This is a genomic window from Streptomyces sp. NPDC052701, assembly GCF_040678355.1.
Lineage (GTDB): Bacteria > Actinomycetota > Actinomycetes > Streptomycetales > Streptomycetaceae > Streptomyces.
The window spans coordinates 22,377-34,332 of sequence record NZ_JBFATO010000031.1 but is presented as its reverse complement, the minus strand read 5'-3'; the positions used below and the strand labels follow the sequence as shown (position 1 = coordinate 34,332).

The 11,956-nt window shown below is 73.2% G+C and carries 10 protein-coding genes; 5 read left to right on the top strand and 5 right to left on the bottom strand.

Going from position 1 to position 11,956, the window contains the following annotated elements; all coding sequences use genetic code 11:
- Positions 1-25: 25 nt before the first annotated feature.
- Together AB0L29_RS27465 and AB0L29_RS27460 are read right to left on the bottom strand one after the other, a co-directional pair.
- The gene (locus AB0L29_RS27465; RefSeq protein WP_365830558.1) at positions 26-874 is read right to left on the bottom strand and encodes an ABC transporter permease; all 849 of its coding nucleotides are present in this window, start codon (positions 872-874) and stop codon (positions 26-28) included.
- Entirely contained in the window at positions 871-1,899 is a 1,029-nt protein-coding gene (locus AB0L29_RS27460) for an ATP-binding cassette domain-containing protein (RefSeq protein ID WP_365830556.1), read from the bottom strand. Before AB0L29_RS27460 ends, AB0L29_RS27465 begins: the two co-directional genes overlap by 4 nt.
- Before the next feature lie 387 nt (positions 1,900-2,286).
- Here AB0L29_RS27460 and AB0L29_RS27455 point away from each other — a divergent pair, with 387 nt between their 5' ends.
- Positions 2,287-3,267, top strand: a complete 981-nt coding sequence (locus AB0L29_RS27455) for an NAD(P)H-quinone oxidoreductase (protein ID WP_365830554.1) — start codon at positions 2,287-2,289, stop codon at positions 3,265-3,267.
- A 21-nt stretch (positions 3,268-3,288) separates the two neighbouring features.
- Here AB0L29_RS27455 and AB0L29_RS27450 read toward each other — a convergent pair whose 3' ends face one another.
- Positions 3,289-3,663, bottom strand: a complete 375-nt coding sequence (locus AB0L29_RS27450) for a hypothetical protein (protein ID WP_365830552.1) — start codon at positions 3,661-3,663, stop codon at positions 3,289-3,291.
- A 534-nt stretch (positions 3,664-4,197) separates the two neighbouring features.
- Here AB0L29_RS27450 and AB0L29_RS27445 point away from each other — a divergent pair.
- A complete protein-coding gene (locus AB0L29_RS27445; protein WP_365830550.1) occupies positions 4,198-4,767 on the top strand; it encodes a PadR family transcriptional regulator in 570 nt (189 codons plus the stop codon).
- 116 nt (positions 4,768-4,883) lie between these two features.
- Positions 4,884-5,426 carry a bacterial proteasome activator family protein gene (locus AB0L29_RS27440; RefSeq protein WP_365830548.1) on the top strand — a complete coding sequence of 181 codons (543 nt, stop codon included), beginning with the start codon at positions 4,884-4,886 and terminating at the stop codon, positions 5,424-5,426.
- Positions 5,427-5,515: 89 nt separating this feature from the next.
- Here the strand turns inward: AB0L29_RS27440 and AB0L29_RS27435 are convergent, their stop codons facing one another.
- Positions 5,516-7,162, bottom strand: a complete 1,647-nt coding sequence (locus tag AB0L29_RS27435) for a protein kinase (RefSeq protein WP_365830546.1) — start codon at positions 7,160-7,162, stop codon at positions 5,516-5,518.
- A 345-nt stretch (positions 7,163-7,507) separates the two neighbouring features.
- Between AB0L29_RS27435 and AB0L29_RS27430 the strand changes: the two genes are divergently transcribed.
- Positions 7,508-9,124 (top strand): protein kinase, encoded by a 1,617-nt coding sequence (locus AB0L29_RS27430; RefSeq protein ID WP_365830544.1) that lies wholly within the window; start codon positions 7,508-7,510, stop codon positions 9,122-9,124.
- Positions 9,125-9,229: 105 nt separating this feature from the next.
- On the opposite strand, the gene AB0L29_RS27425 is transcribed toward AB0L29_RS27430, so the two are convergent.
- Positions 9,230-10,261, bottom strand: a complete 1,032-nt coding sequence (locus AB0L29_RS27425; RefSeq protein WP_365830542.1) for a phosphotransferase — start codon at positions 10,259-10,261, stop codon at positions 9,230-9,232.
- Positions 10,262-10,748: 487 nt separating this feature from the next.
- Between AB0L29_RS27425 and pdhA the strand changes: the two genes are divergently transcribed.
- A complete protein-coding gene (gene pdhA, locus AB0L29_RS27420; RefSeq protein ID WP_365830540.1) occupies positions 10,749-11,954 on the top strand; it encodes a pyruvate dehydrogenase (acetyl-transferring) E1 component subunit alpha in 1,206 nt (401 codons plus the stop codon).
- Positions 11,955-11,956 lie beyond the last annotated feature (2 nt).

Sequence of the window (11,956 nt, the reverse complement as noted above, 5' to 3'; positions counted from 1 at the left end):
CGGGCGGCCGGCCGGCGCGGGAGGCCTACTTGCGGTTGTACAGCCGCATCGTGATCGGTCCGAAGACCAGCACGAACAGGGCGGCCCACCCCAGCGACCAGGCGATCTCGTCCGCCGGCCAGTCGCCGGCCATCAGGCCGCGCACCGCGGACGCCAGGTGGGTGACGGGACTGTTGTTGACGAAGGCCTGGAGCCAGCCCGGCATGGTCCTCGGATCGACGAAGACGTTGGACAGGAAGGTCAGCGGGAAGATCACCATCATGCTGACTCCCATCACCGACTTCTCGGTGCGCAGCATCAGGCCGAACATCGTCCAGATCCACGAGAACGCGAACGAGAAGACGATCAGCAGCGCGACGCCGAGGACCACGCCCGGCACGCCGCCGTCCGGCCGGTAGCCGAGGACCAGGCCGACGGTGAGCATCACGACGGAGGCGATGGTGTAGCGCAGGGCGTCGCCGAGCAGGTAGCCGACCATCGTCGACGGCCGCCAGATCGGCAGGCTGCGGAACCGGTCGAAGACGCCCTTCTCGATGTCCGTGTTGACCGAGACGCCGGTGTACATGGTGATCATCACGACCGACATCACCAGGATGCCCGGCAGCAGGAACTGGATGTACTCCTTCGGCGACCCGGCCAGCGCCCCGCCGAACAGGTACGTGTACATCAGCACCATCATGATCGGGAACGCCGTGACGTCGAAGAGCTGCTCCGGCACGTGTTTGATCTTGAGGATGGCCCGCCAGCCGAAGGTCAGCGAGGCCGACCACGCGCTGGGGCGCGGCGGGCGCTCCTTGGCGACCAGCAGCGCGGCGAGCGAGTCGACGCTGACCGGGGTGAGTTCCCTGCTCTCGGTGGTCGTCGCGGTGCTCATGCCGTGACCTCGTCCTTCGTGTCGCGAACGTCCTGGGATTCCCGCGCGTGGTCCTGCGTGCCGTGTCCGGTGAGGGCGAGGAACACCTCGTCCAGGCTGGGCTGGCCCAGCGCGAAGTTGTCGACGGTGACACCGGCGCGGGCGAGTTCGGTCAGGGCGCGGGCGGCCTGCTCGGAGGCGGTGTCGGCGCCGGCCGCCGTCCCGAGGCGGGCCGTGAGCGCCACCGGGTCGGGCTCCGGCTGGACGTCCGCGTCGAGGGCCCGCTGCAGGACGTCCGCGGCCAGGGGCCGCTGGTCGGCGTCGCGCAGCCGCAGGTGGACGGATCCGGCGCCCACGGACGCCTTCAGCTCGCCCTTGGTGCCCTCGGCGATCACCTTGCCGCGGTCGATGACGGCGATCCGGGACGCCAGCTGGTCGGCCTCGTCCAGGTACTGCGTGGTCAGCAGCACGGTCGTGCCCTGCGCGACGACGGCCCGCACGATGTCCCACACCTGGTTGCGGCTGCGCGGGTCCAGGCCGGTCGTCGGCTCGTCGAGGAACAGCAGGTCGGGGGTGTTGAGGATGGACGCGGCGATGTCGATGCGGCGCCGCATGCCGCCCGAGTAGTGCTTGACCTGCTTCCCGGCCGCGTCCGTCAGCCCGAAGGCCTCCAGGAGCTGCCCGGCGCGCTCCCGGGCGGCCTTCTTGCCGTGCCCGAGGAGCCGGCCCAGCAGGACCAGGTTCTCGGTGCCGGTGAGGTCCTCGTCCACGGAGGCGTACTGCCCGGTGAGGCTCACGCGGCCGCGGACCCGGTCGGCCTCCCGCACGACGTCGTGTCCAAAGACGTGGGCCTCACCGCCGTCCGGCCGCAGGAGCGTGGCGAGCATCTTCACGGTGGTCGTCTTCCCGGCGCCGTTCGGGCCGAGGACGCCGTAGACCGTGCCGGCCGGTACGGCCAGGTCCACTCCGTCGACGGCCCGTGTCTCGCCGAACGTCTTCACCAGGCCCGCGGTCTCGATCGCCAGGCCGGACGTATGCGTGCTCATGCTTCGGGTCCTTCCGCGTGCTTGGGCTACGCATGGGGAGACTTTTACGGTCCCGCAAACTCATCGCTCCCGCCCAATGTTTTCCTGCCGGTTCGGCCCAAGGGCCCAGACGGTTCGGTCCGGGGACCGAGGCGGTTCGGCCCGGAGGCTGAGACGGCTCGGCCCGGGGACCGAGGCGGACGGGCCCGGGAACGCGGGCCTGGGGCGGCCTGGCCGGAAGGACGGGGCGGAGGAGGCAGCGGATCGGGTCCGGGCCCGGAGGGGCCGCCCCGGCCCGTGGTGGGCCACAGGCACCCCGGGGCCGCCCCGGCCGCACAGGACCCGGCGACCGGACCGGCCCCGCAGGACCCGGCGACCGGACCGGCCCCGAGGGGTAGCGTCCCCTCCATGTATGCGATCACGATTCCTGAACCCGGTGGACCCGAGGCGCTGGTCTGGGACGAGGTCCCGGACCCCGTGCCCGGCGAGGGCGAGGTCCTGGTCGAGGTGGCGGCCGGCGCCGTCAACCGGGCCGACCTGCTGCAGCGGCAGGGCTTCTACGACCCGCCGCCCGGCGCCTCCCCGTACCCGGGCCTGGAGTGCTCCGGACGGATCGCCGCGCTCGGCACGGGCGTGTCCGGCTGGGCCGTCGGCGACGAGGTGTGCGCGCTGCTCTCCGGCGGCGGCTACGCGCAGAAGGTCGCCGTACCGGCGGGCCAGCTGCTGCCCGTCCCCGAGGGGGTCGGTCTCGAGCACGCCGCCGCCCTGCCGGAGGTGGTGTGCACGGTCTGGTCGAACGTCTTCATGATCGCCCACCTGCGTCCCGGCGAGACCCTGCTCGTGCACGGCGGCTCCAGCGGCATCGGCACGATGGCGATCCAGCTCGCCAAGGCCGTCGGCGCCAGGGTCGCCGTGACGGCCGGCACCCGCGAGAAGCTGGACCACTGCGCCCGGCTCGGTGCCGACATCCTGATCAACTACCGCGAGCAGGACTTCGTCGAGGAGATCGGGAAGGCCACGGACGGCGCGGGCGCCGACGTCGTCCTCGACAACATGGGGGCCAAGTACCTGGACCGCAACGTGCGCGCCCTCGCCGTCAACGGCCGCCTGGCGATCATCGGCATGCAGGGCGGCGTCAAGGGCGAGCTGAACATCGGCGCCCTGCTGAACAAGCGCGCCGCCATCAGCGCGACCTCGCTGCGGGCCCGTCCGCCGCAGGAGAAGGCGACCATCGTCGCGGCCGTCCGCGAGCACGTCTGGCCCCTGATCGACGCCGGTCGCGTGCGCCCCGTCGTCGACCGCGAGATCCCGATGCCGGACGCGGCGGCCGCCCACCGCGTCGTGGAGGAGAGCGGGCACGTGGGCAAGGTGCTGCTCATCGCGCCCTGACGCGGGACCCGCCGGCGGGTCCTACGCCCGGCGCAGCCGGAGCGCGACGAACGCGAGCCCCAGGCCGATCCCGATCAGGACCAGCCCGCTGCCGAGCGGCAGGATCCGCAGCACGGGCCCGACGGACCCCTCGGCCCGGGTCTGCCCCGCGGACGGTGTCGCCGAGGGCACCGGATCGGTCTCCGGCGTGCGCTCGGGCACGGCGTCGGCGTCATCCAGGTCGGGCTCCTCGTGCAGGTGTCTGTGGTGCTCGCCCCGCGGGCCGTCCGGCCTCTCCTCGGCCTCCGCCCGTCGCCCCGGCCGCTCCCGCCCCTCGCCCGCCCGGTTGCCCGCCCAGCGGGAGGGCCCGGCGGACCGGGAGGGATCAGCGGTCGGCGGGGCGGCGGCGCCGGGCACGTCCCCGGGACGGTACGCCGTCCCGGGGACGTGCGTCGGGGCGGGACGGCTGCCGGAACTGCCGGCCGGACCGCGGGCGGGACCACTGACCGGACCGCGGGCGGAACCACCGCCGGAACTGCCGGCGGACGCACTGACGGAAGCGCTGACGGAAGCACTGGCGGCACTGCCGGCCGAAGCACTGGCAGAGCCGGCAGGGCCGGCAGAGCCGGCATGGCTGCCGACGGAAGCGCCGGCAGGGCCGGCGGAACCGCCGGCGGAAGCACTGGCAGCACTGACAGGACCGCCTGCAGAAGCACTGGCAGGACTGTGAGGGACCCCCACCACACCCGCCCCCAGGACGACGGTCGCCAGTCCCGTCGCCGGTAGTGCGCGTAGCCATGGAGTCACGCCGGTGACCCCCTCCCGTGACCGGTTCGGCCGGCTGAGCCGATCCGGCAAGATCGGTCGGATGGACGGCACCAGCCTCACATTCACCCACCTTCCCGGCATTCCGGATTCGGCCGATGGGTCGAACGGCTGCAGAATCCGGTTATGTCGATACGTCACGGGCTGCTGGCACTCCTGGCGGACGGGCCCCGCTACGGCTCACGCCTGCGCACCGAGTTCGAGGCCCGCACCGGCGGGGCGTGGCCGCTGAACATCGGGCAGGTGTACACGACCCTCGACCGGCTGGAACGGGACGGGATGGTGACCCGGCACGGCGTGGACGAGGCGCGGCGGGAGCTGTACGCGCTCACCGAGGCGGGCCGGGCGGAGCTGCGGTCCTGGTACGCGCGGCCCGTGGAGCGGGTGAGCCCGCCGCGCGACGAACTGGCCATCAAGCTGGTGATTGCGGCCGGGGCGGACGGCGTCGACGTACGGGAGGTCGTGGAGACGCAGCGCCGCCACGTCGTCCAGGCCCTGCACGACCACGTCCGGCGGCGGGCCGAGGCGCTGGCCCGGGCACCCGGGCACCCGCGGGAGATGGCCCGGCTGCTCGTCCTGGAGCAGCTCGTCCTGCACACCGAGGCCGAGGTGCGCTGGCTCGACCACTGCGAGGCCCGGCTGCTGCGCCTGACCCGCGACACCACGCAGGGGCCCCGGAGCAACCCGGAGCCCTGAGACGGACGTCCTCCCCGTACACGGCGGAATGCGTGCACGGCGGGTTCGTCCACGGTGGACCGACTTCACCCGGGGCACCACGGAGGAGAGGCGTACGCGTGCGAGAGAATGGCGGCATGGAGATGCCGAGGAACGAACGGTCGTCGGAGAACCCGCAGATCCTGGTCGTCGGCCAGGACGGCATGGCTCTGGGCGGCGGCAACGCAGACGATGACTCCCGCGAGACCCCGGTCACGGAGCAGGTCGAGCAGCCCGCCAAGGTGATGCGGATCGGCAGCATGATCAAACAACTGCTGGAGGAGGTGCGGGCGGCTCCCCTGGACGAGGCCAGCCGGGTCCGGCTCAAGGAGATCCACGCCAGCTCGGTGAAGGAGCTGGAGGACGGTCTGGCGCCGGAACTGGTCGAGGAACTGGAGCGGCTCTCCCTGCCCTTCACGGACGACACCACCCCGAGCGACGCCGAACTGCGGATCGCGCAGGCTCAGTTGGTGGGCTGGCTGGAGGGCCTCTTCCACGGCATCCAGACCACCCTGTTCGCCCAGCAGATGGCGGCGCGCGCCCAGTTGGAGCAGATGCGCCGCGCCCTCCCGGCGGGCCTCGCCCACGAGGGCCAGGAGGAGCGGGGCACGGGCGGCCGGTCGGGCGGCCCGTACCTGTAGGCCGTCGCCCGGAGCCCTCACGTGAAGGCGGCCCGGCACCGGACGCCGGGCCCCTTCCCGGTCCGGGCGGGGCGGGTCGCCGCGCGGCCCTACGAGGGGTTGCCCGTGGAGACGTCGAACTGGATCTGCGGCGGGTCGTCCGGGTCGAAGTCCGTGCCCGCCTTGGGGGACTGCCGCATGACGGTGCCGTCCCCGTAGGTGTTCTCGTCCACGGAGACCTTCTCGTACGGCCAGCCCGCCGCCTGCAGGCAGGACAGGACCGAGTCCCAGTTCTTGAACGTGAAGTCCGGCAGCTCCACCTGCTCGGGGTCGTTGTACGACTCCCGCGGTTCCGTGCACTCGGTCTTCTCGATCGTCTTCGTCGTGTCCGGCCCGCGGTAACCGGGCTTCTCGGAGGCCGACACCGACGCCGGGGCGCTCGTCCCGCCGTCCTGGCCCTCGTTCTCGCCGCCGCCCCGCATCGTCAGGGCCGCGACCAGCCCGCCGACCGCGACCAGGGACACCACGATCGCACCGATGACCACCGGCCTGCTGCTCCTGCCGCCGCCCGGGGCCGCGGTGCCCGCGGGCCGGGGCGCGAGGTCGTAGGGCGGCGGGGTGGACGGGCCCGGCTGCGGGGGATGCCCGGCCAGGGCCGGCGTGGGGTACCCGCCCTGCTGCGGATAGCCGTACGCCGGGGACGGCGTCGGCGGGGCCGGGGGGCCGTACGGGTTGGGCACCGGCGCCGGCTGGTACGGCGTCCGGACGTCGCCCGTGGGCGCCGGGGCGGCCTGGTCGACCGGCGGGAACACGGCGGAGCCGACGCCCGAGCCGCTCTGCGCCGGCGTGCCCGGGACGATGCTCGGCGGGGCGGGCCGGAAGGAGGACGCGACGCGCAGGCACTCGCCGCGCATGGCCTCGGCGCTGGGGAAACGCTCGTTCGGGTTCTTCTTCAGCGCGCGGGCGATCAGGGCGTCCACGGCCGGCGGCAGGGAGCGGTTGACCGACGACGGGACCGGCGGCTCCTCCTGCACGTGCGCGTACGCGATGGCCAGCGGCGAGTCCGCGTCGAACGGCAGCCGCCCGGTCACGAGCTGGAACAGCATGATGCCGACGGAGTAGAGGTCGCTGCGCGCGTCCACGCCCCGGCCGAGCGCCTGTTCGGGCGAGAGGTACTGCGGGGTGCCGACGACCATGCCGGTCTGTGTCATCGACGTCACACCGGACTGCATGGCGCGGGCGATGCCGAAGTCCATCACCTTGACCACGCCGCGCTTGGTCATCATCACGTTGCCCGGCTTGATGTCGCGGTGGACCAGGCCCATCTCGTGGCTGATCTCCAGCGCCGCGAGCACGTCCGCGGTGATCTTCAGCGCCTTGTCGGCGGGCATCGCGCCGTGCTGCCGCACGTCCTCGTCGAGCACCGAGCCGAGCGGGCGGCCCTCGACGTACTCCATGACGATGTACGGCATCGTCATGCCGTTCACCTCGTCCTCGCCGGTGTCGAAGACGGAGACGATGTTGGTGTGCGTGAGTTTCGCCACGGCCTGCGCCTCGCGGCGGAACCGCTCGCGGAAGGCCTGTTCCCGGCCCAGTTCGGTGTGGAGGGTCTTGATCGCCACCTGGCGGTCGAGCACGGAGTCGTAGGCGAGGTGCACCGAGGCCATGCCGCCCTGGCCGAGCAGGTCACGCAGCTGGTAGCGCCCGCCGGCGAGCGCCCGCCCCGTGTGGTGGCCCTGTGCGCCGTCCTGGCTCATCTTCCGCGTCCCCCGTAGCCTTTTCGGCGCTGACGATTACCTTTGATCAAGGAGTGATCCAAAGAGCTATTCCCGGCCAAGTCTGCCCCAGGGCACCGACACGTCAAGCTCGGTGCCCGTTCCGTGACCGTACGCGAAAGAAGCGTCGCGGAAGCGTTACAGCGGGCGTGCGGCCGGTACACAGAATTTGCACGACCGTGCGTGCGCCGGGTTTCATGACCGGTCCGTCCCGTGCCGGTCCTGGCGCCCGTCCCGGACCGGAGGCTTGCGCGGAGGCTGTAGCGTGGCCGACGGAGACCGTAACAACACCGCGCGCACCGCGGGCAGAAACGACGGCGAGGACTGATGGCACAGCAGCAGCGCGCTCAGGGCCCGTCCGACCCCGAGGCGACTGGCGGCGGTATGTCGGACGCGCCGGAGTCCTGGGGTAACGGCGGGCTGGTCGGGGACGGCCGGTACCGGTTGACCCACAGGCTCGGCCGGGGCGGCATGGCCGAGGTGTTCGCCGCCGAGGACGTGCGCCTCGGGCGCACCGTCGCCGTCAAACTGCTGCGGGCCGACCTCGCCGAGGACCCCGTCTCCAAGGCCCGCTTCACACGCGAGGCCCAGTCGGTGGCCGGGCTCAACCACCACGCGATCGTCGCCGTGTACGACTCGGGCGAGGACTTCGTGGGCGGCCAGTCGGTGCCGTACATCGTCATGGAGCTGGTCGAGGGCCGCACCATCCGCGACCTGCTGATGAACGCCGAGGCGCCGGGGCCCGAGCAGGCCCTCATCATCGTCTCGGGCGTCCTGGAGGCGCTGGCCTACTCGCACCAGCACGGCATCGTGCACCGCGACATCAAGCCCGCCAACGTGATCATCACGCACAACGGCGCCGTGAAGGTGATGGACTTCGGCATCGCCCGCGCCCTGCACGGGGCGTCGACGACGATGACGCAGACCGGCATGGTGATGGGCACCCCGCAGTACCTCTCCCCGGAGCAGGCGCTCGGCAAGGCCGTCGACCACCGCTCCGACCTGTACGCGACCGGCTGTCTGCTGTACGAACTGCTGGCGCTGCGCCCGCCGTTCACCGGCGAGACCCCGCTGTCGGTGGTCTACCAGCACGTCCAGGACATCCCCACGCCCCCGTCGGAGACCTCGGACGCCTGCCCGCCGGAGCTGGACGGCCTGGTCATGCGCTCCCTCGCCAAGGATCCCGACGACCGTTTCCAGACGGCCGAGGAGATGCGCGGGCTGGTCCAGTACGCGCTGCAGATGCTGTACGACCAGGGCGGCCACACCGGCACCTGGAACACCGGCCCGGTGGCCGCGCACGACGGCCGGCACACCGCGGCGGCGGGCCTCGCGGGCACGGCCGTCCTGCCGCACCCCGGTGGTGACGGCCCCGGCACCACGCAGATCCCGCAGCCGATCCTGCCCGCCGGGTACGGCAGCGGCGACGACGGCGGCTTCGAGGGGCACGGCAACCGGGGCGGCGGCCGCGGCAGGCTGTGGGTCCTGGCCGTGCTCGCGGTGATCGCCATAGCGGCGGGCGTCGCGCTGGCGCTGCAGGGCGCCGGCGGCGGCGACGGCAAGGGCGGCGACCCCACCAAGTCGCCGACCAGCTCGCGGACCGCCGAGAAGAAGTCGCCGAGCGAGACGCCGAGCGACCAGGAGACGGACCAGCCCTCCGACAGCACCACGCAGGACGGCACCGGCACGGGCTCCGGCGGCGGGAACTGGGTGCCGTCGTACACCCCGTCCTGGACGCCGTCGCAGCCGACGCCGCAGGAGCCGACGGACCAGCCGACGGGCCAGCCGACCCAGACTCAGCCGACGGCCCAGCCGACCGAGCCGACGAGCGAGCCCACGGATCCGACCAACGGCGGGACGGAAGGCGGCGGCACCGAGGGCGGCGGCGGCACCGAGGGCGGCGGCGGCACCGAGGGCGGCGGCACCGAGGGCGGCGAGAACTGAGCGGACGCCGCCGGCCACTCCCCACGCGCGCGGGGCCCTTCGCCGGGCCCCGCGCGCGTGCCGTTCACCGGCCGGTGACGTGCCCGCCCCCGCGGGCCGGCCGGCTCACCGCGCGAACGCGTCGCACACCGCGTCGTACTCGCGCGTCCACCACACCGCCAGCGCCGAGGCCGCCGGGAACTGCGGGTCCGCACGGGTGTCGCCGCGTTCGTAGTGCCAGCGCAGCATCCAGAAGTCGTTGAGGCGCTCCCACCACACGCGGTGCACGGCCGCCGCGAGCTCGGAGGGGGTGGCGCCGGCCGTACGCCGGTAGGCGCGCGCGTACGCCCGTACCTTGGGCAGGTCGAGCGTGCCCGCGGGCCGGACGAAGAAGATCACGGCGGCGCGCACGGCCTCCTCCGCGCGCGGCTGCACGCCGAGCCGGTCCCAGTCGACGATCGCGGCGGGCGCGTCCCCCCGGTAGAGCAGGTTGAAGGGGTGGAAGTCCCCGTGCACCCAGCCCACGCAGCCGCCGCGCGGCGGACGCCGGCCGGCGTGCTGCTCCAGCAGCGCGCGCCGCTCCAGCAGCCGGTGCCGGGCCAGTTCGTCGAAGGAGTCGGCGGGGCGGCGCCGCTCCACGCGCGCGAGGAGGTCGTCGATGAGCGCGAAGGTGCGGGCCGGGTCCGCACTGTCGGCGGGGGCGGCGCGCGCCCGCCCGTGCGCCGGCATCACGCGCTCCAGGCTCGCGTGCACCACCCCCAGCAGCGCGCCGAGCCGCCCGCACTGGACGGTGGTGAGCTGGCCGCCGTGCCGGTGCCGGCCGTCGATCCACGGGTGCAGCGCGTAGGCGTGGCCGCCGACGACGGCGACCGTGCGCCCGTCCCGCCCGGGCAGCGGCGGGGCCACCGGGACGCCCAGGTCGGCCAGGCGCTGGGTGGCCCGGTGCTGGCGGGCGATGGCGCCGGGGGCGGCGGTCTCGGGGTCGGAGTGGTGTTTGAGGAAGTAGCGGCCGCGGGTCGTGCACAGGCGGTAGCCGCGGTTGAGCAGCCCCTGGCCGACGGGCTCGCAGGCGACGGCGGAACCGGCGGCGTACTGGCGCAGAAGGGCGCCCAGCGGGGGCGCGTGAGGTACGGGGGGTGGTACACGTAAGCGCGACACGCGGCAGATGCTAGGGCACGGAAGACGGCGCTGAGCTGGGCGTTGTCACAGTCAGTCTTTTCCGGTCACAGAACGTGCCCGAAGGGGCTCGTCGCGGGCTGTCGCCGGTCTGTCGCAGGCCGTCGCGCCGGTCCGGGCGGCGGGGGCGCACCCCGGCGGACATACCGCCGTACGGGGGGCGCGAAGTCTTCCCGTGCCCGGGGTGGCCGGGATAACGTGCCGTTGCTCCGGCCTCCTGCAAGGCTGTGACCAGCGCCCCGTCGAAGCCTTCTCGGTTTACTTGGAAATCCAAGGAAAATCCCAGTTCAGGAAGGTTTCACAGAGATGTGCAGCACTGGGTAACGTGCCTCTTGCAGGGCGCTCGCCGGGGCGCATGTCACGCCTGTTCCCGGCCGAGCGGCACCCACCCCGTGCCCGGTGGTCGACAGCAGGTGAGCCGCACTGGCCGACCGGCAACCCCGGGGGCCGGACCGACGGAGGAGCACACGTGACCGTGGAGAGCACTGCCGCGCGCACACCGCGACGCAGCGCCGGAAGCAAGGCCGGCACCACCGGCACCAAGCGCACCACCCGCACGACCTCGAAGAAGGGCGCGGACGCCGGCGGGAGCGCCGAGCCCGCCCTCGTCCAGTTGCTGACGCCCGAGGGCGAGCGCGTCAAGAACGCCGAGTACGACCAGTACGTCGCCGGCATCACCGCCGAAGAGCTGCGCGGCCTGTACCGCGACATGGTGCTCACCCGCCGCTTCGACGCCGAGGCCACCTCCCTGCAGCGCCAGGGCGAGCTGGGCCTGTGGGCCTCGCTGCTCGGCCAGGAGGCCGCCCAGATCGGCTCCGGCCGGGCCCTGCGCGACGACGACTACGTCTTCCCCACCTACCGCGAGCACGGCGTCGCCTGGTGCCGCGGGGTGGACCCGACCAACCTGCTCGGCATGTTCCGCGGCGTGAACAACGGCGGCTGGGACCCCAACGGCAACAACTTCCACCTCTACACGATCGTCATCGGCTCCCAGACGCTGCACGCCACCGGCTACGCGATGGGCGTCGCCAAGGACGGCGCGGACTCGGCGGTCATCGCCTACTTCGGCGACGGCGCCTCCAGCCAGGGCGACGTGGCCGAGGCCTTCACCTTCTCCGCGGTCTACAACGCCCCGGTGGTGTTCTTCTGCCAGAACAACCAGTGGGCCATCTCCGAGCCGACCGAGAAGCAGTCCCGCGTGCCGCTCTACCAGCGCGCGCGGGGCTTCGGCTTCCCGGGCGTGCGGGTGGACGGCAACGACGTCCTGGCCTGCCTGGCGGTCACCAGGTGGGCCCTGGAGCGGGCGCGCGGCGGCGAGGGCCCGACGCTGATCGAGGCGTTCACCTACCGCATGGGTGCCCACACCACCTCCGACGACCCGACCCGGTACCGGGGCGACGAGGAGCGGCTGGCCTGGGAGGCCAAGGACCCGCTGCTGCGCCTGCGCCGCCACCTGGAGGCGGCGGGCCACGCGGACGAGGCCTTCTTCGCGGAACTCGAGGCCGAGTCCGAGGCGTTGGGCAGGCGGGTGCGCGAGGCGGTCCGTGCCATGCCGGACCCGGACCACTTCGCCATCTTCGAGAACGTGTACGCGGACGGTCACGCCCTCGTCGACGAGGAGCGCGCCCAGTTCGCCGCCTACCAGGCGTCGTTCACCGACGCAGAGGGGGTCTGATC

Excerpts from the sequence above, each read along its gene's own strand:
- AB0L29_RS27465 (WP_365830558.1), bottom strand. The coding sequence starts at position 874 with ATGAGCACCGCGACGACCACCGAGAGCAGGGAACTCACCCCGGTCAGC.
- AB0L29_RS27460 (WP_365830556.1), bottom strand. The coding sequence starts at position 1,899 with ATGAGCACGCATACGTCCGGCCTGGCGATCGAGACCGCGGGCCTGGTG.
- AB0L29_RS27455 (WP_365830554.1), top strand. The coding sequence starts at position 2,287 with ATGTATGCGATCACGATTCCTGAACCCGGTGGACCCGAGGCGCTGGTC.
- AB0L29_RS27445 (WP_365830550.1), top strand. The coding sequence starts at position 4,198 with ATGTCGATACGTCACGGGCTGCTGGCACTCCTGGCGGACGGGCCCCGC.
- AB0L29_RS27440 (WP_365830548.1), top strand. The coding sequence starts at position 4,884 with ATGGAGATGCCGAGGAACGAACGGTCGTCGGAGAACCCGCAGATCCTG.
- AB0L29_RS27435 (WP_365830546.1), bottom strand. The coding sequence starts at position 7,162 with ATGAGCCAGGACGGCGCACAGGGCCACCACACGGGGCGGGCGCTCGCC.
- AB0L29_RS27430 (WP_365830544.1), top strand. The coding sequence starts at position 7,508 with ATGGCACAGCAGCAGCGCGCTCAGGGCCCGTCCGACCCCGAGGCGACT.